Annotated in this window: 18 protein-coding genes; 14 read left to right on the forward strand and 4 right to left on the reverse strand. The window is 36.2% G+C overall.

Features of this window, described 5'->3' with window-relative positions; all coding sequences use genetic code 11:
• Positions 1-688: 688 nt before the first annotated feature.
• The 4 genes from aroQ (at position 689) to PRVXT_RS04895 (ending at position 4,338) form a co-directional block, all read left to right on the forward strand.
• Positions 689-2,200 (forward strand): type II 3-dehydroquinate dehydratase, encoded by a 1,512-nt coding sequence (gene aroQ, locus PRVXT_RS04880; RefSeq protein ID WP_350344552.1) that lies wholly within the window; start codon positions 689-691, stop codon positions 2,198-2,200.
• A gap of 21 nt (positions 2,201-2,221) precedes the next feature.
• Positions 2,222-2,779, forward strand: a complete 558-nt coding sequence (gene efp / locus PRVXT_RS04885) for an elongation factor P (protein ID WP_350344553.1) — start codon at positions 2,222-2,224, stop codon at positions 2,777-2,779.
• A gap of 72 nt (positions 2,780-2,851) precedes the next feature.
• Positions 2,852-3,304: a CD1247 N-terminal domain-containing protein gene (locus PRVXT_RS04890; protein ID WP_350344554.1), complete on the forward strand. Its 453-nt coding sequence runs from the start codon at positions 2,852-2,854 to the stop codon at positions 3,302-3,304.
• A 137-nt stretch (positions 3,305-3,441) separates the two neighbouring features.
• A complete protein-coding gene (locus PRVXT_RS04895) occupies positions 3,442-4,338 on the forward strand; it encodes a TraB/GumN family protein (RefSeq protein ID WP_350344555.1) in 897 nt (298 codons plus the stop codon).
• Between the two features lie 53 nt (positions 4,339-4,391).
• Here the strand turns inward: PRVXT_RS04895 and carB are convergent, their stop codons facing one another.
• Complete coding sequence (carB, locus tag PRVXT_RS04900; RefSeq protein WP_350344556.1) at positions 4,392-7,577, reverse strand: carbamoyl-phosphate synthase large subunit; 3,186 nt, start codon at positions 7,575-7,577, stop codon at positions 4,392-4,394.
• Between the two features lie 394 nt (positions 7,578-7,971).
• Between carB and PRVXT_RS04905 the strand changes: the two genes are divergently transcribed.
• The 5 genes from PRVXT_RS04905 (at position 7,972) to hcp (ending at position 13,702) form a co-directional block, all read left to right on the forward strand.
• Positions 7,972-8,295 (forward strand): ArsR/SmtB family transcription factor, encoded by a 324-nt coding sequence (locus tag PRVXT_RS04905; protein ID WP_350344557.1) that lies wholly within the window; start codon positions 7,972-7,974, stop codon positions 8,293-8,295.
• 32 nt (positions 8,296-8,327) lie between these two features.
• On the forward strand, positions 8,328-9,392 hold the full coding sequence (gene arsB, locus PRVXT_RS04910) for an ACR3 family arsenite efflux transporter (RefSeq protein WP_350344558.1): 1,065 nt from the start codon (positions 8,328-8,330) through the stop codon (positions 9,390-9,392).
• Between the two features lie 27 nt (positions 9,393-9,419).
• Positions 9,420-9,821 (forward strand): arsenate reductase ArsC, encoded by a 402-nt coding sequence (locus tag PRVXT_RS04915; protein WP_350344559.1) that lies wholly within the window; start codon positions 9,420-9,422, stop codon positions 9,819-9,821.
• A gap of 1,298 nt (positions 9,822-11,119) precedes the next feature.
• Positions 11,120-11,719: a hypothetical protein gene (locus tag PRVXT_RS04920; RefSeq protein WP_350344560.1), complete on the forward strand. Its 600-nt coding sequence runs from the start codon at positions 11,120-11,122 to the stop codon at positions 11,717-11,719.
• A gap of 339 nt (positions 11,720-12,058) precedes the next feature.
• On the forward strand, positions 12,059-13,702 hold the full coding sequence (hcp, locus tag PRVXT_RS04925) for a hydroxylamine reductase (RefSeq protein ID WP_350345110.1): 1,644 nt from the start codon (positions 12,059-12,061) through the stop codon (positions 13,700-13,702).
• A gap of 308 nt (positions 13,703-14,010) precedes the next feature.
• Here hcp and PRVXT_RS04930 read toward each other — a convergent pair whose 3' ends face one another.
• Together PRVXT_RS04930 and PRVXT_RS04935 are read right to left on the reverse strand one after the other, a co-directional pair.
• Complete coding sequence (locus PRVXT_RS04930) at positions 14,011-15,201, reverse strand: IS481 family transposase (RefSeq protein ID WP_350342451.1); 1,191 nt, start codon at positions 15,199-15,201, stop codon at positions 14,011-14,013.
• A 125-nt stretch (positions 15,202-15,326) separates the two neighbouring features.
• Entirely contained in the window at positions 15,327-15,614 is a 288-nt protein-coding gene (locus PRVXT_RS04935; RefSeq protein WP_350344561.1) for a GIY-YIG nuclease family protein, read from the reverse strand.
• An 860-nt stretch (positions 15,615-16,474) separates the two neighbouring features.
• Between PRVXT_RS04935 and PRVXT_RS04940 the strand changes: the two genes are divergently transcribed.
• The 4 genes from PRVXT_RS04940 to PRVXT_RS04955 all read left to right on the forward strand — a co-directional run bounded on the left by PRVXT_RS04940 (position 16,475) and on the right by PRVXT_RS04955 (position 21,395).
• On the forward strand, positions 16,475-17,776 hold the full coding sequence (locus PRVXT_RS04940; protein ID WP_350344562.1) for an ABC transporter permease subunit: 1,302 nt from the start codon (positions 16,475-16,477) through the stop codon (positions 17,774-17,776).
• 98 nt (positions 17,777-17,874) lie between these two features.
• Complete coding sequence (locus PRVXT_RS04945) at positions 17,875-19,179, forward strand: ABC transporter permease subunit (protein WP_350344563.1); 1,305 nt, start codon at positions 17,875-17,877, stop codon at positions 19,177-19,179.
• A 22-nt stretch (positions 19,180-19,201) separates the two neighbouring features.
• Positions 19,202-20,110, forward strand: coding sequence for an ABC transporter ATP-binding protein (locus tag PRVXT_RS04950; RefSeq protein ID WP_350344564.1), 909 nt, complete (start codon positions 19,202-19,204; stop codon positions 20,108-20,110).
• Positions 20,094-21,395 (forward strand): ABC transporter permease, encoded by a 1,302-nt coding sequence (locus PRVXT_RS04955; RefSeq protein ID WP_434064308.1) that lies wholly within the window; start codon positions 20,094-20,096, stop codon positions 21,393-21,395. The genes PRVXT_RS04950 and PRVXT_RS04955 overlap by 17 nt, the downstream gene beginning before the upstream one ends.
• A 338-nt stretch (positions 21,396-21,733) precedes the next feature.
• On the opposite strand, the gene PRVXT_RS04960 is transcribed toward PRVXT_RS04955, so the two are convergent.
• Positions 21,734-21,901, reverse strand: coding sequence for a hypothetical protein (locus PRVXT_RS04960; RefSeq protein WP_350344565.1), 168 nt, complete (start codon positions 21,899-21,901; stop codon positions 21,734-21,736).
• 866 nt (positions 21,902-22,767) lie between these two features.
• Between PRVXT_RS04960 and PRVXT_RS04965 the strand changes: the two genes are divergently transcribed.
• Positions 22,768-23,745, forward strand: coding sequence for an ABC transporter permease (locus tag PRVXT_RS04965; RefSeq protein ID WP_350344566.1), 978 nt, complete (start codon positions 22,768-22,770; stop codon positions 23,743-23,745).
• The last annotated feature ends 5 nt before the right edge of the window (positions 23,746-23,750 follow it).

Raw genomic sequence — 23,750 nt, forward strand, 5'->3', positions numbered from 1 at the left:
AACCATCTCATAAGGGCGCAGGACCCACAAAACGGACAGAAATGCCAACTACCTGTCCCCACTTTCCAATCTCCCATGCCTAACTGTAGGGGGATCTCTGTGTCCACCCTTGATTGGAGATTAAAATCCACTCCCCAATTAGCATCCATTTACTGATGTGGTCGGCAAAAAGACCGCCCATTACCTCTTCGAGAGGATACCTTTACCAACCTCTGGCCTACTAATACCTATCACCACTACCGCCCAGCAGATAAGCACCAGCCAGTTCCAAAACCGCTCGTTTCACAGTGGCCAATTGCATTTGGACTTTTGGTATTAAATGAGTTTTTCTTTTAGGGCCCATTTATAGCAGATAGGAGAAAGTCCAAAGGCGAATTTACAATTTACAATGAACAATTAAGATATGGTAACGGAATCCAATCTCAGACTTCTTATTACCTATCACTACCGACCCAGCATGTAGCTAATTTCAAAATCCGTGGGCATTACCATTAAAGACTTACGCTTTTCCTATCCAACAACCCAACCATCTTCTATCCAACTAAACCTTTAAAGGTTTCACCCCACAATTACCAAATTTTTAATAAAAAAGAAGGGATATTGTGCCATAGTCTTGAAATAAAATATATAGAAGTGGGTAAATCTTCTTGATTAAGTAAAAAATAAAAGTAAATGGTGGGATTGTATTATGAGATTTTTAGTTATTCACGGCCCAAATCTTAACATGTTAGAAAAACGACCCCAGGAAATTTACGGAAAAAAGTCCCTTGAGGAAATAAACAACATTATAAAAGATTGGTGCATAAAAAATAATATTCAGGTTGATATAATACAATCAAATTATGAGGGAGAAATAATTGATTATTTGCATAAGTTTCAGAGTTATAACGGAATTATCATAAATCCTGGTGCTTATACCCACTATTCTTATGCCATAGCCGATGCGGTGGAGCTGGTCACTGTCCCTGTTATAGAAGTTCACCTATCAGATATTAAAAGTCGTGAAGACTTTAGGCGTAAATCTGTAATTGCTAATCACTGCTATAAACAAATTTCAGGGTTTGGATATCAAAGTTATATTTTGGCTTTGCAAGCAATTATTCATAAAATTGAGGAGGTAGATTCCATGTCTTACTATAGAACTGCGGAACTTAAAAAAGCTATGAAAGAAAAAGATTTAGATTCCATGTTAATAACCCAGCCACAAAATCGTCAATACATAACTGGCTTTACTGGCAGTAGTGGCTATGTTTTGCTTACCCAGCAAAAAGACTACTTTTTTACAGACTTTAGGTATGTAGAGCAGGCTAAAGAGCAAATTGAAAACTTTGAAATCATCAAACATGGTTTTCAGCCATTAGAAGAAATTTTTGAGTATATAAAAAATGCTGATGTCAACAAAATTGGGTTTGAGGAGCAATTTTCTACCTACCATGTGTATCAAAGGTATAAAGAGACTTTTAAAGGTGTTGAATTAGTTCCCTCTGGTCCTTTAGTTGAAGAAATAAGGAAAGTTAAGGATAAGACAGAAATTGAAAAAATGGAAAAATCTATAGATATTGCTGTATCTGCTTTTGAGCATATTCTAGGGTTTTTAAAGCCGGGAATTAAAGAAATTGACGTGGCTTTAGAACTAGAGTTTTTTATGAGGAAAAAAGGAGCTAGTGGCTTAGCTTTTGACACAATAGTTGCATCGGGTCATAGGTCAGCACTACCCCACGGCATAGCTTCTGATAAAGTTTTGGAGCAAGGTGATTTTGTAAAAATGGACTTTGGTTGCGTCTTTAATGGATACTGTTCAGATATAAGTAGAACAGTGGTGTTAGGCAAAGCAACCGATAAACAAAAGAAAATTTATGATACAGCTCTTAAAGCTCAGCTAGCAGCTATAGAAAATATTAAATCAGGAGTAAGTGGAAAAAAAGCAGATGACTTCGCAAGGCATATCATTACTGAAGCTGGTTATGGTGATAAGTTTGGGCATGGACTTGGACATGGAATTGGAATGGTAGTGCACGAAAATCCTAGAGTATCTCCAAATAGCGAAGATATCTTAAAAACAGGTAATGTAGTTACAGTAGAGCCGGGTATTTATATACCTGAGTATGGCGGAGTTAGAATTGAAGATATGCTGGTTATCACTGAAGATGGGAATAAAAACTTAACAAAAGCTACAAAAGAATTTATAGAAATAACTTAACCCTAAGGAGGAACAAAGGAAATGATTTCACCAAACGACTTTAAAACAGGACTGACAATAGAGTATGAAGGATCAATATATACAGTTGTAGATTTTCAGCATGTTAAGCCAGGAAAGGGGGCAGCATTTGTAAGAACAAAACTAAAGAATGTTGAAACTGGTGCTATAATGGAAAAAACGTTTAATCCTAAAGAAAAAGTAGGAAAAGCACATATCGAGCGTACTGAGATGCAGTTCTTATATGCTTCCGATGAAGACTATATTTTCATGGATACCCAAACCTACGAACAATTAACTTTATCTAAGGATTACCTAGGTGATGCAACAAAATATTTAATTGAAAATATGAACATAACAGTGCTAATTTATAAAGATAAACCTATAGGTGTTGATTTACCCAATTTCGTAATTTTAGAGGTGAGGGAGACAGAACCAGGGATTAAAGGTGATACTGCTTCAGGAGGTTCTAAACCTGCTACTATGCAAACTGGCTTGATAGTTAATGTCCCATTTTTCGTAAACGAAGGTGATAAATTAAAAATTGATACTAGAACTGGGGCATATATAGAAAGAGCTTAATTTTTTAAATAAAGTTTATATTTTTGGGTAACTTAATTGGTAGTATATAAAATTTTAAAGGAGGAATGAATAATGACTGACTTAAAAGAAAAAATAGCATATATTAAAGGTTTGGCGGAAGGAATGAAGTTGGATCATAGTTCCAATGAAGGGAAAATACTAGAAAAGGTTTTAGATGTACTAGGGGATATGTCTGAAGATATTGAGGACTTATATATAGGTCAAGGAGAGCTTGAAGAATATGTAGAAGCTGTTGACCATGATTTAGCAGAGCTTGAAGCTGACTTTATCGGTGCAGACGAGATTTATGAAGACGAATTGGTTGATGATTATGATGGAGAAGGAATAGACCAAGTTTCAGAATATGAATTAACCGAAGATGATATAGAAGTAGAATGTCCTAGTTGTGGAGAAGCTTTTCACGTTGATGAAGATGAACTGGCCGATGAAGATTTAGAAATACTTTGTCCAGGATGCCAAGATGTGGTATTTGCAACATCAAATGAAGAAGAGGTAGAAGTATAAGAAGAAAGAGGTCTGCTGACAAAATTGTCAGCAGACCTCTTTTGTATCTAAAGTAAGCTGTGGGAAGTTTCTATGAATATTTTCTTCTGTTAATACTTATTATAATAAAGTATTTAAAAAATAAAGGAGGAGAAATATTGAATAAAAATTTGGTTAGAACTCTGACTTTAATAACAATTTTATCTTTACTTTTACTGGTTTCATGTATTCCAGAAGAAGCATCTAAAGGTTTATTCTATGAAATAGAATCTAAAAATACAACTATGTACTTATTTGGCTCAGTTCACGTAGGAAAAGAAGAAATGTATCCTTTAGATAGTGAAGTGGAAAAAGCTTTTGAACAAGCACAAGTTCTAGGTATGGAACTAAATCCTAAGGAACTAGATGAAAGGGATATTGCAGAGCAAGTTTTGTACTATGCCAAATTTCATGATGGCACCTTAGCAACAGATCTCATTGATGATGAGAAATTTTACAAAGCTTCAGATATAACTGGTGTTCAACCTGAGGTTTTGAATCAATTTAAGCCATGGTACATAAGTATGACTTTATCAAATATCGCAGTAGATGAAGCAGGGTATTCTTCCAACTATGGAGTAGAAGAATATTTCATCAATAAAGGGCAAGATAAAGAAATTATAGGACTAGAAACGGTGGTAGATCAAATAGCTACTTACGAGCTTTTATCTGAAGAATCCCAGGTAATCTATTTTGAAGAAACCCTTGAGAATATAAAAAATACAAAAGATCAGATGGATGAACTTATAACCTTTTGGCGTCAAGGAAATAGCGATGCCTTTACAGAAATGCGAGAAAAAGCATTAGAGCAAGCTCCAACCCCTTCATTAGAAATGCATCACCGAGCTATGTTAGATGAAAGAGATAAAAAAATGGCAGAAACTCTGCACCAAATTCTAGAAGAAGATAGCGGTCAAAACTATTTTATCGTAGTGGGGTCCATGCACCTAGTAGGTGAAAATAGTATAGTTGACCATTTGAGCCAAAAAGGATATAAAGTAAATGAAATTTATTAAAAAAATAACCTCCGCTGAATTTAATCAGCCAAGGAGGTTATTTTTTAGTTTTCTTATAGATTTGTTAATTTATAGGAAATGGTTTTTAGTACCTCCAGCACTGCTCTTGCCGTATCCATAGAAGTTACACAATGAACTCCAGACTCCACAGCAGCTCTACGTATTCTAAAACCATCTCTTTTAGGCTGCTTACCTTTAGCTGGTGTATTTATAACTAAATGGATTTTCTCCTGCTGTATCAAGTCTAAAAGATTAGGGGATTTTTCATTAATTTTCGATACCTGGGTGACTAAAACGCCTGCCCTCTTTAAAGCATTAGCTGTCCCTTCAGTTGCAAAGATAGAATAACCAAGTTCCCATAATTCCCTAATTACAGGAATAGCCTCGTCTTTATCTTTATCGGCAATAGTTACCAGGATGTTGCCGTCGGCAGGAATAGCTAAACCAGAGGAAACTAGTCCCTTATAAAGAGCTTTAGGATAAGATTCATCCAAACCTATAGTCTCCCCTGTAGATTTCATCTCCGGTCCTAGGGATGTTTCTACCTCAATAAGTTTTGAAAAAGAAAACACCGGTACTTTAACTGCATACATATCAGATCTTGGCATGAAATCACACCTAACACCTTGCTCCCATAAAGTTTTGCCCATAGCAGCTTCGGTGGCAATCTGAACCATAGGAGTTTTTGTTACCTTGCTGAGAAAAGGGACAGTACGACTTGATCGAGGATTTACTTCAATTAGGTACACGCAATTGTTCTGGATGACGAACTGAAGGTTAATCATACCTTTTATTTTTAGAGCTTTTGCTAACCTCTTGGTATAACCTAACACCGTTTGCTTCATATGGTTATTTAGATTTATAGGGGGAGTAACTGCAATACTATCTCCGGAATGAACTCCAGCCCGTTCAACATGCTCCATAATCCCAGGAACTAATATTTCAGTTCCATCGGAAATCGCATCAATTTCAACCTCCATCCCCTGCAAGTATTTATCTAATAGTACGGGGTGTTTAGCTGAAATCATAGTGGCATTTGTGATATACTCTTCTAACTCCTCGAAGGAGTTGAGAATCTCCATATCCCGTCCTCCTATTACATAAGAGGGGCGTACAACCAAAGGAAATCCAAGCTCACCTGCTAACGTCAAGGCTTCTTTTTCTGAGCGGGCAGTTTTGCCTAGTGGCATGGGAATCCCCAGCTCTTCAACTAGTTTATTGCACCTGTCTCTATCCTCAGCAGCATCGATGCTATCTACGGAAGTTCCTATAACGTTTACACCCTCAGCTTCTAAACCCTTGGCAAGGTTTATGGCAGTTTGGCCACCAAACTGAACAATGACTCCTTCGGGCTGCTCTATTTCTATGACATTTAATACATCCTCCAAAGTTAGGGGGTCAAAATACAAACGGTCAGAAGTGTTAAAGTCTGTACTAACAGTTTCGGGGTTGTTGTTAATCACAATAGACTCAATTCCCATTTTCTTCAAAGCCCATATAGAATGGACTGTACAATAGTCAAATTCTACTCCCTGTCCTATACGTATAGGGCCAGAACCTAGTATCAACACTTTTCTTCTGCTAGAGGGACTTACCTTATTTGTTCCCTCATAACTTCCATAAAAATAAGGGGCCAACGCCTTAGCATCTCCTGAACATGTATCCACCATATGATAGGCCGGCAGAATTGATTTTTCTTTTCTATAATTTCGAACGTCCTGCTCACTTACGCCTAACAAAACCGCTATTTGAGCATCTGGAATGTTTATCTGTTTTGCTTTTATAAGTAAATCATCGGACAAAGTAGTAATGCTCTTTTTCTTTAACTGATTTTCAATTTGCACGATAGATAATATTTTTGATAGAAAGAACATATCCATACCAGTTAACTCATTGATTCTAGCAGGCTTTACTCCTTTAGCTAAAGCGGTAGCTATATAAAAAATTCGATTGTCGTCTTTAAGCGCAATTTGCTCTATGATTTCATCTTCTGATAGCTTTAGAATATCTTCCATAACTAGGCTGTTTCGGGTTAGCTCCAACGAGCGCACACCCTTCATCAGCGCACCTTCAAAACTTCTATCTAAAGACATAATTTCTCCTGTAGCTTTCATTTGAGTTCCCAAGGTTCGATCGGCTAACCCAAACTTATCAAAAGGCCAGCGAGGTATTTTAATAACCACATAATCCAAGCTAGGCTCCATAGCTGCATGGCCAAAGCCGGTAATAGGGTTTGGTATTTCATCTAAATGAAGTCCAACAGCTATTTTAGAAGATATTCGAGCGATGGGAAATCCTGTAGCTTTAGAAGCTAAGGCGCTAGAACGGCTAACTCTAGGGTTAACCTCAATGACAATATAGTCCATGCTATTAGGATCTAAAGCAAACTGAACATTACACCCACCTTCCACACCAAGGGCGCTGATAATCTTTAGGGAGGAGGAGCGTAACATTTCATATTCTTCTTTTGTTAAAGTCTGATTAGGAGCAGCAACAATACTGTCGCCAGTATGAATGCCAACAGGGTCTACATTTTCCATATCACATATAGCTATGCAAGTATCATTGGCATCACGCATAACTTCAAACTCAATTTCCTTCCAACCAGCCACACTTTTCTCCACCAAAACCTCGTTAACTCGACTGCTTTTTAGACCCATACGGGTAATTTCGCAAAGCTCGTCTTTGTTAGATGCAATGCCACCGCCGGTACCACCCATGGTATAAGCTGGGCGGATAATTAATGGGTAACCAACAGACTCAGCAAAAGAAACCGCATCATCTACCGACCCCACAACCTCACTTTTGGCAATGGGCTCGCCGATACTATTTAGCAACTGGTTAAATAGATCTCGATCTTCTGCCTTTTGGATAGCCTCAACTGATGTCCCCAAAAGCCTTACATCCTCAGCTTGCAAAAAACCTTCCTCTGCAAGTTCCACTGCTAGATTTAGACCTACCTGACCGCCCAAGGTAGGAAGGAGACCATCAGGCTTTTCCTTGCGGATAACCTTTTTAATAAAGTCTGTAGTCAACGGCTCCATATAAATATGATCTGCGATACCTGGGTCGGTCATTATTGTTGCTGGGTTGTTATTTACCAAAACCACCTCGATACCTTCTTCCTTTAGAGCAAGGCAAGCCTGAGTGCCTGCATAGTCAAACTCAGCAGCTTGACCGATAATAATAGGGCCAGACCCTATAACCATAACTTTCTTAAGTGTTTTATTCAGTGGCATAAAAATTCCTCCTTTTTTTAACAAGAGGTCAAAAAGGCGTATAAAAAAATCCTTGCCGTTTTATGACAGCAAGGATTGGCCACCACGACGACACAGATATCCTGTGGTTATGGTGGTGATTTTATGTACAAAATCTATACGCATCCTTACTAGCCTCACGGGACCAGTTTAAAAGACCTTTGCAAATTGTTAATAGAATATCAAAATAAAATAACTTTGTCAATAACGTTTTTCAAAAGAAGTTGATTTTTTATACTGTAAAAATGTTTTTTAAGTTAGTGGGGCAAACTGTTATTGTAAATAAATTATTACAGATCAATGTATTTATTGACAGGTGAACTATTATAAATTATTATATGAGTATAAACGAATATGCGGATAAGGTGGTGGAGAAATGGTAGAGGTTTTTAAAGCTTTAGGAGATGAAACTAGGCTTAGAATGGCTATGCTTTTTAGCCAAGAAAAGCTTTGTGTATGTGAAATAGAAGAGATACTTGAAATAAGCCAGTCAAATGCATCCCGTCACTTAAACAGATTAAAAACCGTAGGAATAATTTCATCTGAGAGAAAAGCTCAGTGGGTCTATTACTACATTAGTAATGATTTTTTGAGCAAATACAATAGCCTTTGGCAAGAGGTATGTAAACAGCTAAACGAAGGTATATATGCAGAAGATAAAAAGCGCTTAGAAGAAGTTAAAAAATCCACCGATTGCTAGGTGGGTTACAAAAAATTTAGGAGGTCTTACTTATGGTAAACGAAAAGCAAACAGGAGGCATGGGTTTTTTCGAAAGAAATCTAACTATATGGGTTGCAGCATGTATAGTTATTGGTGTTGCTATTGGATATTATTTACCACAAGTTCCTGAAACTTTAGATAAATTCACATACTATGAAATTTCACTGCCTATAGCCATACTAATTTGGATGATGATTTATCCGATGATGTTGAAGATTGACTTTACAAGCATTGTTCAGGCACTAAAAATGCCTAAAGGATTAACATTGACATGTACAGTTAACTGGCTTATAAAGCCTTTTACTATGGCTTTTTTCGCATGGTTGTTTTTTTATGTAATATTTAGAAACCTTATAGAACCAGAAATAGCTGAAGCTTATTTTGCAGGAGCAGTTATTTTAGGAGCAGCACCGTGTACTGCTATGGTATTTGTCTGGAGTCATCTAACTAAAGGAAATCCAGCATACACATTAGTTCAAGTTTCCGTCAACAATATTATTTTATTAGTGGCCTTTGCTCCGATTATAGTTCTACTTCTTGGAGTTTCAGATTTGACTGTACCATATGGAACAGTCTTTTTATCGGTATTCTTATTTATCGTCATTCCACTAATTGCAGGTTTTATATCCAGAAACTTAATCATTAAACATAAGGGTGAAGAGTACTTTGAGAATGTTTTTTTAAAGAAATTTGATGGTATAACTATGATAGGGTTGTTACTTACTCTAATTTTAATTTTCACCTTTCAAGGTGATGTAATTATAAACAACCCAATACACATTGTGTTAATTGCTATTCCGTTAATTATACAAACTTTTTTTATCTTTACCATTGCATATGGTTGGGCAAAAGCATGGAAGTTACCACACAATGTAGCTTCGCCAGCTGCAATGATTGGAGCTAGTAACTTCTTTGAACTAGCTGTAGCTGTAGCAATTTCTGTTTTTGGACTTCGGTCACCTGCGGTAACGGCTACTGTAGTTGGAGTTCTAGTGGAAGTTCCGGTCATGCTCGCCTTAGTTAAAATAGCTAACAAAACCCGTCATTGGTTCCCAGCTGAAATCCAAGAGGGATAAACCATATTTAATAAGGAGCTGTTAACTGTGAAAAAATCAATAGGTTTCATCTGTGTAGGTAATTCATGCAGAAGTCAAATGGCAGAAGGTTTTGCAAAAAAACTAGGTAAAAATGTCTTTGAAGTCTACAGTGCTGGCACAGAGCCAGCAGTAGAGGTAAACCCTAATGCAGTGGAAGTAATGAAAGAAGTAGGGGTTGACATAGCAGGTCAAAAACCAAAGCTTCTTAAAGATATACCAAACAAGCTAGACATAATCATCACCATGGGCTGCAACGTACAGTGCCCATTCTTGCCACATGATTACAAAGAAGATTGGGGCTTAGAAGACCCTGTAGGAAAGCCGATAGAAGAATTTAGAAAAACAAGAGACACCATAGAAAAGAAAATGCAAGACCTAATCCGCAGAGTACAGCAAGGAGAGGTTTAGAGCTTAAGAGCAGTTTGACAGTTGGTTAGTTGGACAGCGGACAGGAAAATTCAAAGGCGAATTTACAATTTACAATGGACAATTGACAATTTTAACCCATTTGGACAATTATACATGTTTTTCTCTCAGAGGGTGGTGATCTCTGTGTAGGTGCAAAACCGTAATTGGCTATAGTAAACGCCTCGCAGAAAATCTCCAACGTCACCCTGAGCCTGCCGAAGGGTCTAGCCCACAAGGGCGCAGGACCCACACAACGAACATAAGACACGAAACCATCCCACAAAGAGGGTAGGGGGCGACCTCAGTGTCGCCCCGTCCTACATGGCTAACCAATTTAAATACGTTTTCCTTTAATGTACTTTTCCTATCCAACAATCCAACCATCTTCTATCTAACTAGGTTTACACGCCGTAGCTTAGCATATAGCTAATATCTAAAATAGAGACATATTTTAGTAGGTTTTGCTTCAAAGGCAGTAGACAGGGAAATTCAAAGGCGAATTTACAATTTACAATGGACAATTGACAATTTTAACCCATTTGGACAATTATACATGTTTTTCTCTCAGAGGGTGGTGATCTCTGTGTAGGTGCAAAACCGTAATTGGCTATAGTAAACGCCTCGCAGAAAATCTCCAACGTCACCCTGAGCCTGCCGAAGGGTCTAGCCCACAAGGGCCCAGGACCCACACAACGAACATAAGACACGAATCCACCCATCAAAGAAGCTAGGGGGCGACCTCAGTGTCGCCCCGTGCTACATGGCTACCCAATTTAAATAAGTTTTCCTTTAATGTGCTTTCCCTATCCAACAATCCAACCATCTTCTATCTAACTAGGTTTACACGCCGTAGCTTAGCATATAGCTAATATCTAAAAATAGAGACATATTTTAGTAGGTTTTGCTTCAAATGCAGTAGACAGGGAAATTCAAAGGCGAATTTACAATTTACAATGCACAATTGACAATTTTAACCCGGCTGGTAGTGTTCCCTTTGACTAGACATGGGGCGACTACTGTTTCGTCCCAACAATAGATGTCAACGCATTTGACATGTTAATCTCTATTAATAGAAGTATCTTATTCAATGTCAAATATACAGAGAATTTATTTTTGCTAAGAACTTTGCAGAGTTAGAATACTCAACTAAGCAACAAAGCTTTGTGCTAGTAGAGTAAGGAATGAATATGGGAAATTAAAATAACTCAACTAAAAAGCAGGATTTTTATTATATATCTTGAAAGTAACTATACTAGAACATAAAAAATTACATATATTAGTATAAAGAGGTGAAGCTGGTGGGGGATTTTTCCATAAAAGAAGCTTTTAGTGTTGGGTATAGAAAGACTGTAGAAAATATAGGGCTTTTAATTTCTGCAGTGCTTATAATTTTTCTTATAGAGTTATCCTTGTATATTTTTTTAAACGAATCGGCTATTTTAATCCAATTTTTAATAGGAACAATGCTAACCTTAGGATTTATAAATATATCGCTAAAAATATATAACTCTAATGAAAGTGATGTCAAAATCGCTGAACTGTTTAAAGTTTTTAATTATCTAGGTGTTTATATAATAGCATCATCTGTATATTTGTTATCTACTTTTATTGGCTTTGTTTTTTTATTTGTTCCTGGTTTTGTTGTATTTGTAAAATTTTTTTTCTACTCATATTATATAGTAGACGAAGGTGCTGGAATATTAGAGTCATTATCTAAAAGTTGGAAAGCAACTAACGGGTGTGGTTTTAAACTCTTTGCTTTTATTATAATTTTATTTTTTGTTAATCTTGGGGGGGCGCTGCTTTTAGGTATCGGACTATTTTTTACTATCCCATTGTCAATGATGACAGTAATTCATGTGTACAATGAAATATCTTATAAAAATATTGTGGAGTAGGTGAATAAAAAATAATAAATGGTATGCTCTCTTTATGGTGTACCTCCCTACCTTAGCGAGGGAAATATGTAGCGGCATACTGTGCTCTTAATATTATAAATTCCTTTATGAGCTTCTGATTTACTTATATTGTTAACATTATCGAAAAAAGCAAGCAGTTAATTGAAAAAAATTAACTGCTTGCTTTTTTCGTGACCTATGTCACGGAAATAATCCATAACTTTCTATATAATTGGAATTGTAATCAACAAACAGGAGGTACACAAAATGCTATCAAAACTTAAACAGTTTTTTAGTGATAATCAAAATAAAGGAGGAATTCAAAAAATGAGTCAAAAGATGTTTTGTCACCAATGTCAAGAGGCTGCCAAAGGTACTGGCTGTGATGTAGCTGGCGTTTGTGGTAAGTCAAGCGAAGTTTCAAACCTGCAAGATTTACTAATCCACGTGCTTAAAGGTGTAGCTGAATACAATCAGCAAGCTAGGAAAGCAGGCCTAAACCGTCCAGAAACAGACAGAATAGTAATGGATTCTCTATTTACTACAATTACAAATGCTAACTTCGACGATGAGTCAATCTCTAAAAGAATCGAAAAAGTTATCACGGAAAGAGACGCTATCAAAGAAACTCTACAAAAAGAAGGTAAGCTAGAAGACAAAAACTACAAAGATTTTGCTACATGGATTGGCAGTAGAAGTGAATTTGCACAAAAAGCTGCTCAACCAGAAGTAGGTATTCTAGCTACAGAAAACGAAGACGTAAGAAGCTTAAGATCTCTAATTTTATTTGGTCTTAAAGGTATGGCGGCATACGCTGAGCATGCTGACAATCTAGGTCATCGCAGCGAAGAAATTTCTGCATTCATAGAAAAAGCACTAGTAGCAATTGAAGATGAAACTCTAAGCGCTGACGATTTAATAGCCCTAACTTTAGAAACCGGTAAATACGGTGTAGACGTAATGGCACTACTAGATCAAGCTAACACCTCTAAATATGGTAACCCAGAAATCACAGAGGTTAACATCGGTGTTCGCAATAACCCTGCTATCCTAGTAAGTGGTCACGACCTTAAAGATTTTGAAGAACTTCTAGAGCAAACAGAAGGTACAGGAGTAGACGTATATACTCACTCCGAGATGCTACCTGCTAACTACTACCCAGCATTTAAAAAGTATGATCACTTTGTTGGTAACTACGGAAATGCATGGTGGAAGCAAAAGGAAGAATTCAAAAGCTTCAACGGACCAGTGCTATTTACAACAAACTGTATAGTACCTCCATCTGCAGACTATGCTGACAGAATCTACACTACAGGTGCTACTGGCTACCCAGGATTTAAGCACTTTGAAGATCGTAAAGATGGTAAAACTAAAGACTTCACAGAAATCATCGAGCACGCTAAAAGACTACCAGCTCCAACAGAAATCGAAAACGGTAAAATCGTAGGTGGGTTTGCTCATAACCAAGTTATGCAGCTAGCTGACAAAGTTGTAGACGCTGTAAAATCAGGAGCAATCAAGCAATTCTTTGTAATGGCTGGTTGTGATGGAAGAATGAAAAGCAGAAACTACTACACAGACTTTGCCAAAGAGCTTCCACAAGACACAGTAATCTTAACTGCTGGTTGTGCAAAATACAAATACAACAAGCTAGACCTAGGCGACATCGGCGGCATTCCAAGAGTACTAGATGCTGGTCAATGTAACGACTCTTACTCACTAGCAGTAATCGCCCTAAAACTTAAAGAAGTATTCGAACTAAATGACATCAACGACCTACCAATTTCCTACAACATCGCCTGGTACGAGCAAAAAGCAGTAATCGTACTACTAGCTCTTCTACACCTAGGCGTGAAAAACATCAAACTAGGGCCAACACTACCAGCATTTTTATCACCAAATGTAGCAAACGTTCTAGTAGAGAAATTCGGTATCAATCCTATTTCGACTGTTGAAGAAGATATGGAGCAATTCCTAGGCTAAGAGAGCTAGGCCGCTTATAAGCACCCATCTTCTTCGTTGCAAACAAACGCCCAGACCGGTTACGTATTACTTATACGCGCCCGCCCTGGGCGTTTTTTTGCGCCTCGAATCTAGGCACTTCTAAGCATCCTTGTGGGGTCAAAAAACCCTGTGGGAACAAAAGCTTTAAAGGAATTGTCACCCTGAGCTTGCCGAAGGGTCTAGCCCACAAGGGCGCAAAGGCCCAGGAAACGTACAGAAAAGGACTAAGAATCTAAGCATTCGGTACAGGTTCAAGACATGATTAACACTTTTGGTTCAGGACATGGTTAACACTTCTTGTTATTTTCTTCATTTTGAATAGTGTAAAACTTATAGGTTTGCAAGTCAATTTCACCTAATAAAAATCTGTTAAACCAAACATTTAGTCTGTTATGTTCATCTTTTTGACTCAAGCCAACGTGATAGCCATATAACGCATAACTTAATGTTATTTCTATGGATTTGATTTTCACTGCACCGTTTGAATTTACCTTCCTTCGCTCAAAACTGACCGGATAAATAATCTCATCCACATTGCCATTATATTTAATTTCAGATGGCGTGTACCTATCACTTGGCGTTTGATAGTCTAGTGCCTCATGAGGCCTTACATGATTAAACTCTCTTCTCCATTCTTCAACTATCTTTTGGTTGTGGGAATAAGTACTGTTATTAATTTTTTGGACCTCAGCTTTTAGATCTCTGTGCATTCTTTCGTGACCGCCATTTTGCTGAGGCTTGGCAACTTCTGTCCTATCTGGAATAATTCCCAGTGACATCCACCAAGCTGATAACCTAGTTAGTCCTAATAAACTCCCTCTATGCGCAAAAGGTGTGCCGTTATCACTTCTAATGGTTTTTGGAAGGCCATACTTTTTAAATACCTCTTCAAACACTTCTTTTACAGGTTCTGTGGCTTGTCTTTGCAATAATCGTGTCGCAAGAAGGTATCTACTATCGTCGTCTCTGATAGTTAAGGGGTCACATTTTTTGTTATCAGTGGAGTACCACCAACCTTTAAAGTCGACCGACCAAACATCGTTAGGTTTTTCAGGCTGGATAAGCTGCCTAAGCGCATCTTGGTTAGTATCAGCTCTTTTAACTCTTCTTTTTTTAACTAACCCAGCTTTTTCAAAAATTCTTTTTATGCTACTTTCAGAAGGTACGCTTTCAAAAGGATAATTTTTTTCGAAAATCTTTTGTATCTTACGGGCTCCCCAGGAGGGGTGAGCATGTTTAATATTTAGTATTTTTATAATGCAGTCTTCTGATAACTTTTGGGGGCTCTCCTTGGGCCTTTTACTTAGGTCCCTTAATCCTTGAAGCCCATATTGTTCATACCTGTGTTTCCACTTGTAACCTGTATTTCTACTTATGCCATATTCAGCACATAGGTCTGTAAAAGATATTTTTTCGGTTAGTGCACGGTTAACAAACTCTTCTCTTTGATCCACTTTACTTTTCTCCTCCCATGGCATTAGGTGAAACCTCCTTATGAATTTTCACCTAACATTTTATATGATTTGTTAACCATGTGTTGGACCATTTTTGTTAACCATGTCCTGACCGAACAATTTAGCTTTCTATTTTCACTACTCACATCTTACTTCCCACCTCTCAAACTACTTAAATCCTTCCACTTAGGGTTTACACTTGCAATTAGTTCATTTTTCTTTTGTCGTGTCCAGTTTTTAATTTCTTTTTCCCTTGCTATAGCAGAATTAGCATCGGAAGTAGATTCATAATAAACTAACTTATTCACATTGTACTTTTGTGTAAAGCCTTTTGCCAATTTATTTTTATGCTCATAAATACGACGCTCTAAATTGTTAGTGACACCTGTGTACAAGACTCTATTATTCCAATTAGTAGCCATGTAAACATAATACATACTATCTCCCCTTTTAAATAGTAGCCTAAATAAGCAACTACTTATTCTATAAAATATAAGCCCATAGATTCTTCACTACGTTAAGAATGACAGATTTAAGAAAACTACACCGAATTAAGCAGATTCGACAGTACCCACCGCTAAACATATAGTAACATTATTAAGAACTATTCTAAAACTATACCCTTAGCCAGCTCACACTTACAAAAATCACTACCGAAAATTTTTTTATTATATTCTATACACGAAAACCAAAAATTGCAAATGCTTGACATAAACTGGCTCTGCTTTAAGGTTAGATTTATAGGAATGTAGGACAGGGCGACACAGAGGTCGCCTCCTACCCTCTTTGGGGAGAGCGCCGTTTTTTACTGTCAATATAGATATGTTAATTTCCGCCTCCTGTCTGCTGTTTCTTTCTGTTTGGGTCAGGGTGACACAGAGATCCACCCTTACATTGGGGCGTAGAGACATTGACTTAATTGTAAATTGGAAATTGTAAATTTATTCCCTACCTATGGCTTACCCCAAATACTGTGTTTTTTCCATCGTTATAGTGATAAGGTTTTAGAGGATATTCTTGAGATAAATTAATATAAGTAATCGTCTAATGGGTATCATGACGCTATTTTAGATAACAATTTGTTAAGAAATTGTTATCTATCAGCATGGCAGTTTGGGCAGTCCTTTTTAATTTTTTTATATCCCACGTGACGAAGTTGGCAATTGACCCTGTTGAGAAAAAAAGTTTAAAAATATTTTTAAATTTATAAAAAATAATTCAAAAAGTGAAACCTTTTCAAATATTCTACGTCTATATAAGTGAAATGTAATTTTTTAAAATAAATGGAGGTGGGTTAATGGGAAGTTATATAACATTTGAACTAAAGAGAAAGCTTAAAGACCCTAAGACATGGTTTTTAATGCTAATAATTTTTGTTATATCTTTCCAAATGATTGGAGAATACAGAGCTGATGATGCAAGGAGACCCTATAGATTTATCAATATGCGCAATGTTCCTGAAATACACCTTGATACCTATAGTCAATTTGACTGGGATATTCCGGACGCAGCTATTGATTCTTTGCATACATGGATGAAAACATACGATCAAGCTCAAGCAGCATATTTAGCAGAGGATTATAATGAATATACCCGCCTTTACTCTTTTGCTGAGTTACTTTTAGCCAGATACAGCCCACCATGGGAAGATGATCCTAGATCTGAGTGGTGGGACAAAGAAATTAAAAAAGTATGGGATGACGTAAGCGGAGGTATATCATATGAAGAAATTGAGTTTTATAATCCAAATAGAAGCTCAGCAAGTTATACCTTTCTAATAAGTGGGCAGTTATATCATCACTTGCATATAAATGATATTGAACCTATCGGCAGATATCATGTGGACAGCATGACCTTTTTGTACCACTATTTTAGGGAAATTGTACCGATGCTTTTAGCTTTTGTCATAGTTATTTTAGTATTTGATAGCGTAAACGACCAGTGGAAAAATGGAAACTTAAAACTGATACTTACCCAACCTTTTTCCAGAAAAAAATATCTATTATCTAAACTGACTATCAGTATTTTGCATGTGCTTTTTGTTTTGCTGATACCAGCTCTAGTAATCTCTTTATTTTTGGGGTTATCAGATGGATTTGAAAACTTCAAATACCCGGTAACTTATTTAGAAGGTGGATTTACCTCTGCCGACCCATTACCAAACTATTTAGAAAGAGATGCTGAGAGAATGGGTAATTACCAAGCGTTGGGGATAAGTGGATATTCATTAATACGTGGTAACATTAGCGAAAGGCTAACCTTGATGCCGCTGTATCAGTTTTTGCTTTTGGCTCTAGCTTTGCTAGTGCTGTGCACAGTGTTTTATGTGGCCCTAAATATTTTTATATCCTCTGTAACCAAAAACAAAATAATCGGCTTTAGTGTCGCCGCAGTAATTAGTATCGCTGGAATAGGTATAAGTCAAAGATGGATAGTCGACGAAAAGCTAAACCTAAGTCCTTTTACCATGAACAACCCAGTAAACATCTTAAACGGAAACTACAACACAACTCCACTACTGGCTATCATAGTGCTGGTCACCGCAACAGCCCTGCTTATTTTAGGTAACATATGGTATTTTAAAAAGAAAGATTTATAGGCGTTATTGGACTAAACGTAACTAGAACTTAAATAGTGAAGCTTTTGGATTATACGTATATATAGTAAAGACAAAATTCTCAAATAGGAGGTGAACAAATGAAGAGTTATATAAAATTTGAACTAAAGAGAAAGCTTAAAGACCCTAAGACATGGTTTTTAATGGCCATAATCTTTATCATATCCTTCCAAATGATTGGAGAATACAGAGCTGATGATGCGAGGAGACCTTACCGATATGTTTGTTTCAGAGATTTTCCTGAACTACTTCTTGATAGTTATAGTCAACAAGATACCAATGTACCCGACGATATACTTATAGATTCTTTGCATATATGGATGGAGACCTATGATCAAGCACAAGCAGCATATGTAGCAGAGAATTATAATGAATACACCCGCCTTTATTCTTTTGCTGAGTTACTTATGTCTAGATACAGTCACCCACGGGAAGATGACCCTAGGTCTGAATGGTGGGACCAAGAAATTAAGAAAGTATGGGATGAGGTAAGTGGCGGTTTAGCATATGAAGAGATTGAGCTTTATAATTCTACTAATAGTTCATCACTTTACGGCTTTTTGATAAATGGACAGTTATACCATCATTTGCATATAAATGACATTGAACCTATCGGCAGATATCATATGGACAGCATGACTTTCTTGTATCACTATTTTAGAGAAATTCTGCCGATACTTCTAGTCTTTGTTGTTGTTATTTTAGTATTTGATAGCATCAACGACCAGTGGAAAAGTGGAAATTTAAAACTGATACTAACCCAACCTTTTTCCAGAAAAAAATATCTATTATCTAAACTGACTACCAGTATTTTGCATGTGCTTTTTGTTTTGCTGATACCGGCTCTAGTAATCTCTTTGTTTTTGGGGTTATCAGATGGATTTGAAAACTTTAAATACCCGGTGACCTATTTAGAAGGTGGATTTACCTCTGCCGACCCATTACCAAACTATTTAGAAAGAGATGCTGAGAGAATGGGTAATTACCAAGCTTTGGGGATAAGTGGATATTCGATAATACGTGGTGACATTAGCGAAAGGCTAACCTTGATGCCGCTGTATCAGTTTTTGCTTTTGGCCTTAGCTTTGCTAGTGCTGTGCACAGTGTTTTATGTAGCCCTAAATATACTCATATCCTCTGTCACCAAAAACAAAATAATCGGCTTTAGCGCTGCCGCCGTTATCAGCATTATAGGGATCGCGGTAAGCCAAAGGTGGATAGTTGATGAGAAGCTAAACCTAAGTCCTTTTACCATGAATAACCCAGTAAACATCTTAAACGGAAACTACAACACAACTCCCCTACTAGCTATCATAGTGCTGGTTACCGCTACAGCCATGCTTATTTTAGGTAACATATGGTATTTTAAAAAGAAAGATTTATAAAAACATTAAGGTGGTGTTATAAATGAATAAAAACGTTGTGGTAGTTGTGGAAAAGCTAAACAAAAGCTACGGCAAAAGGCATATCCTAAAGGATGTGTCCTTTGAGGTAAACAAAAATGAAATAGTTGGCTTTATAGGGCCAAACGGTGCAGGAAAATCTACAACCATGAAATGCCTTTGTAACCTGGTAATACCAGAAAGTGGACATATAGAAATATGTGGCGTTGACGTACAAAAAGAAAAAGAAAAGGCCTTGGCACAACAAGCATCGCTAATTGAAAGCCCCGGTCTTTACCAAGACATGACTGGTAGGCAAAATATTCATTTAATAGCAAAAATGAGAAATATATCAAAAACAAGAGTGGAAGAAATTGAAGAATTTACTCAATTAGGGCAAAAGCTGGACATTAAGGTATCGCAATATTCCATGGGAATGAAGCAAAGATTAGGGTTAGCAATAGCCCTTTTGAGCAAGCCTAAATTTCTCATTTTAGATGAGCCAACAAATGGTTTAGACCCAGGTGGCATAATAGGCTTAAGAAACACATTAGAGCAGCTAATAGAAAAAGAAGACATCTCGATACTGTTTTCCTCCCATCAGTTAGGTGAGGTAGAAAAGCTAGCCGATAGAATTATCTGTATAAACAACGGAAAAATCATAGAAACCCCTAAAGCTATTGAAGAACGGTTTAGCTATATATTACAGCTTTCATCTGTGGAAAAAGCCAAGCCCTTTGTAGAATCTGTAGCTGACCCTGAAAAGGTAGAGTATATATCCGACAGCGTAAAAATTGCCTTCAAAGACCAAGATTCTTTATCAGAGCTGCTATGTAAACTAATAAAAAATGACATTTTGGTGCTAGACATACACAGAGCAGAAATGGATATAGAGTCAGTTTATAAAGAGGTATATGGTGAAGAAAATGATTAAACTAATCCTAAGCGAATGGACAAAATTTAGGGGAAACAACAAGAACAAAATAATAGTTGCAATAATTATAGCTTACTTGTTAGGGTTAGTAATATACAACGGAAACTTACATGACAGCTATATGTATGATAAAGAAAGAGATATGGGAGATCAAGCACGTGAAGCAACGGGAAGGCTACAGGTCTTAGACATGTTAGAGGAGATGGGTCTTGAAGGTGTTGATCCTGAAAATCCAGGTTCTGTGGAAATAGAGCAAGATGAATTAGAATCTATCGAAGTAGATTCAGAAGAACTTGACTTGTTAGAGATTGATTTAGAAGAAGTAGAGTTCTTAATAACGGAAGCGTCCACATCAACTCAGTTAGAGAGTTATTATCGTAGTCCTGGTGTAATGTCATGGCAAAGAGTGTTAGAGATTCAAAACCAAAAATATCATAACTTAATTTTTGCTGCGGAAAATAACTATATGGATAATGATGTTTTGAGATATAGAAATCAGCTGCCGGAGCAGCTTAAAGAAAATATAGCGATAAATGAATATATGTTGGAAAATAACATAGAACCTCAACAATCACCATATCAGGTGAATGGTTTTCAGTTTTTGCTTTTTATCCTAAGAGGGTACACACCATTGATATTACTAGCATTGATAGCTATTTTAGCGGTGGATATCTATTTAGGAGAAATAGAAGAGGGAAGCTACAAAACATACTTTACCCAGCCCTTTTCCCGAGCCAAAATCTATTGGTCAAAGCTAATAAGCATAATGATATTTACAACGGCGATATTAGGAGTTTTAATACTAACATTTTTCATAGTAATAACAGCTATATATGGAATAGGAGACCTAGATTATCCACAGGCGATAGCTACATCAGAAATGCTAACATCACTAAGCAGCAACGGAGAAAGATTAGGGCAATATCAAATAGTGTCCACTGGACGATATCTAGCGTTAGGATATTCGTTATTTGTGGTAATGCTGATCATGACCATAGCATCAACAAAAGCAATCTCGATTTTTATCAATTCAACTTCCTCAACACTAGGTCTAGTAACAGGGGTGTTTATGCTAAACTTTGTGTTCGACTCCACTTTATCAAATGCATCTATCTTTAGATTTATTCAGCCCCTTGCATACTCCAACATAGACCTAGTTATTAGAGGCCAAGTGAACGCATCCTATGTAGTTGGGATATTACTGGCACTAACGGTAACTATAGTGATGATAATTCTAAGCGCTATAAAACTTATCAAATCTGACTTGTTAGGGTCTGAAGGGTAGAAAAAAGAAAGTCAACCGTCCGGTTCAAATGTTTTGACGTTATCCCTGATCGAAAGATAAGGATTTAGCCCGCAGGAGAATTTTCATTAAATAAAAACTTAAAGCCTAAGCTGAAAGGAGCTTGGGCTTTAGGTTATATTTTTCTACAATCTTGTTTACTTTAAATCAGCAATAGCTTTTAATCTATTTCTAAAGATGCTGCTGCTTCTGAAGGAGTTAGCAACATAACTGAAAATATAGGAATAGCTGTAAAATATTTACGCTCTAATATCTCCTCCTAATTTTTGTAGTTGAGTTGTACATGTTACTTAAAGTCTAAATAGAAGGTTAGAACTGAGTTAACTATTATGTTCTTTTGAATTTAACTCCATTAGTTTGATTGTTAATATGGCAATTATACTAACAAAAACAAAATTAAAAGTTGTTGTAACAATATTAAACATAAATACCGAGTTACCAGTAAACAGATGTGCAATTGCTTTTATAGGGTCATGATTAAAAATCATTATTGAAAAAATGAAAACTATAAGGATAATAAGAAAGCCAATGCTATTTTTCTGCTGTATTTTAGATTCATTATTTCACCCCCTCTTTCTTTAGACTAAATTTATGTTTGAAAACTTAACAATGCCCTTATATAGCAGGTTAACTGGATTATTCCCACTGATTGAAGCTAAAAAGGTATTGATTAAATTTTAAAAATCCCTCGCTTTTAGTCTAAGATGGTAATAAATATAAACTCGATTTCAACAAATGAGATAAATCAAAGAATGCAAATAAATTTCTTTTGCTGCTTTTAAGATAAAGTTTGACTACTTATTAAAGTCTCAGCAACCAACTTTGATTGAATTGCTATAGATACTTTTTAAGATAAAGTCAATCTATACCTATGAATTTGATGATAATGATATACAAAAATTTTGTACATGTCAGCCATAATGTACACTTATGTCATTTTAAAAATGTACAATTCAGTATGATGTCTCTGTAGTACTGCTTTTTGGATTTTATTCTTGATTTTGTAATAATAACCTTTTACGTTAATATCTTAGAATGATAATACGGCCTAAAATATGGAGTTAGCTAATGTGGTATCACTAAAAACTTCACCCCAATCACTAATAAGTGATTAACATGTTATTTTTTATGAAGTTATCTGTTTCTTAGGCTCCTTTTATTAAAAGCTTTAAGATATTTCATATTAGCTACTAAATCTGTGTTATAAACTGAGTAGAATGTTTCCTCTCTTACAAAAATGTAAGATAAATATTCACTTAGTAGTAAGATTAACTGACTATAATTATAAGTAAGGTTAAAAAATTGTTTAATAAATAACAAGAAGTTCACTCTTACTGGTAAAGGAGTTTAAGTCTTGGCAGAACTGTATAAGAAACTACAAAGAAACGGCTTGTTACTTTTTGGTTTTATGTATATTACTTTAAGTTTGGCTGTGTGTATTTTTAGCTTTTATCAACTTAATCAAATAGAATTGAAGATGCTGACTAACGAGTTGATAGAGTCTGATGCTTATGTATTCACCCTTGATGGAGAATATGATTTAGATTGGAGAGAAGCAGAAATAGCTGAGCCGTTTACTGTTTTTAAAGGAGAAGGACCTTTTAAAGGCGTTTTTTTCAAAAAAGATAAATATACTCCACCCATAATCGAAGGAAGGTATTTTACTGAAGATGATTTTTACACTGGTCAAAAGGTAGCGGTTGTTGGGAAATCCGTTGACCAGAGTTTAATAGAAACTATCGAAGAACAAAATTATGAGATTATAGGGGAAATGGGTGCTTCTTATACCTCCAGAATCGATCACTTGATATTTTTAAATATTGACTCTTTGGACAGCTCTTTTTCAAACCTTTACAAACTTAATGCTAATGAACCCCGAAAAAATACAAAGCACATCCTTTTTGGAGACAACCAAATACTTACCAATGAAATTTTACTAGGGGAAGCTGGGACTTTAAACTTTATAGGGATGGACGACTATAATTATATAATTACCGTTGTATTTTATATGCTTTTTGTTTTCTTTAATATTTTAATAATAGTTGCTCATTTTTCAAAGCAAGTACGTAACTTCGATATTTTGTGGAAAGTGGGTATTCCTGTAAAAGCTTCTTTTTATAATGAAATGAGAAAGTGTTTTTTAGCAGGAACTGCTGTTTATATGTTTGTCGGAATGATTAGCATGGTTTTAGCATCAATAGTATGGAAAAACAACAAAGAAATTATGCTCCATTTATCCAATATAGTAACTGGTTACATTGTGATTTTTACTATTGTAATAGTAACGTCAAGTGTCCTCTATTTTTATACAAAAACTAAAATAGAGAGGTGAATAAT

Source organism: Proteinivorax tanatarense, assembly GCF_040267685.1.
Classification (GTDB): domain Bacteria; phylum Bacillota; class Proteinivoracia; order Proteinivoracales; family Proteinivoracaceae; genus Proteinivorax; species Proteinivorax tanatarense.

Excerpts from the sequence above, each read along its gene's own strand:
- efp (WP_350344553.1), top strand. The coding sequence starts at position 2,222 with ATGATTTCACCAAACGACTTTAAAACAGGACTGACAATAGAGTATGAA.
- PRVXT_RS04930 (WP_350342451.1), bottom strand. The coding sequence starts at position 15,201 with ATGCCATGGGAGGAGAAAAGTAAAGTGGATCAAAGAGAAGAGTTTGTT.
- PRVXT_RS04905 (WP_350344557.1), top strand. The coding sequence starts at position 7,972 with ATGGTAGAGGTTTTTAAAGCTTTAGGAGATGAAACTAGGCTTAGAATG.
- PRVXT_RS04940 (WP_350344562.1), top strand. The coding sequence starts at position 16,475 with ATGGGAAGTTATATAACATTTGAACTAAAGAGAAAGCTTAAAGACCCT.
- aroQ (WP_350344552.1), top strand. The coding sequence starts at position 689 with ATGAGATTTTTAGTTATTCACGGCCCAAATCTTAACATGTTAGAAAAA.
- hcp (WP_350345110.1), top strand. The coding sequence starts at position 12,059 with ATGTTTTGTCACCAATGTCAAGAGGCTGCCAAAGGTACTGGCTGTGAT.
- arsB (WP_350344558.1), top strand. The coding sequence starts at position 8,328 with ATGGTAAACGAAAAGCAAACAGGAGGCATGGGTTTTTTCGAAAGAAAT.
- carB (WP_350344556.1), bottom strand. The coding sequence starts at position 7,577 with ATGCCACTGAATAAAACACTTAAGAAAGTTATGGTTATAGGGTCTGGC.
- PRVXT_RS04950 (WP_350344564.1), top strand. The coding sequence starts at position 19,202 with ATGAATAAAAACGTTGTGGTAGTTGTGGAAAAGCTAAACAAAAGCTAC.
- PRVXT_RS04960 (WP_350344565.1), bottom strand. The coding sequence starts at position 21,901 with ATGATTTTTAATCATGACCCTATAAAAGCAATTGCACATCTGTTTACT.
- PRVXT_RS04945 (WP_350344563.1), top strand. The coding sequence starts at position 17,875 with ATGAAGAGTTATATAAAATTTGAACTAAAGAGAAAGCTTAAAGACCCT.
- PRVXT_RS04890 (WP_350344554.1), top strand. The coding sequence starts at position 2,852 with ATGACTGACTTAAAAGAAAAAATAGCATATATTAAAGGTTTGGCGGAA.
- PRVXT_RS04935 (WP_350344561.1), bottom strand. The coding sequence starts at position 15,614 with ATGTATTATGTTTACATGGCTACTAATTGGAATAATAGAGTCTTGTAC.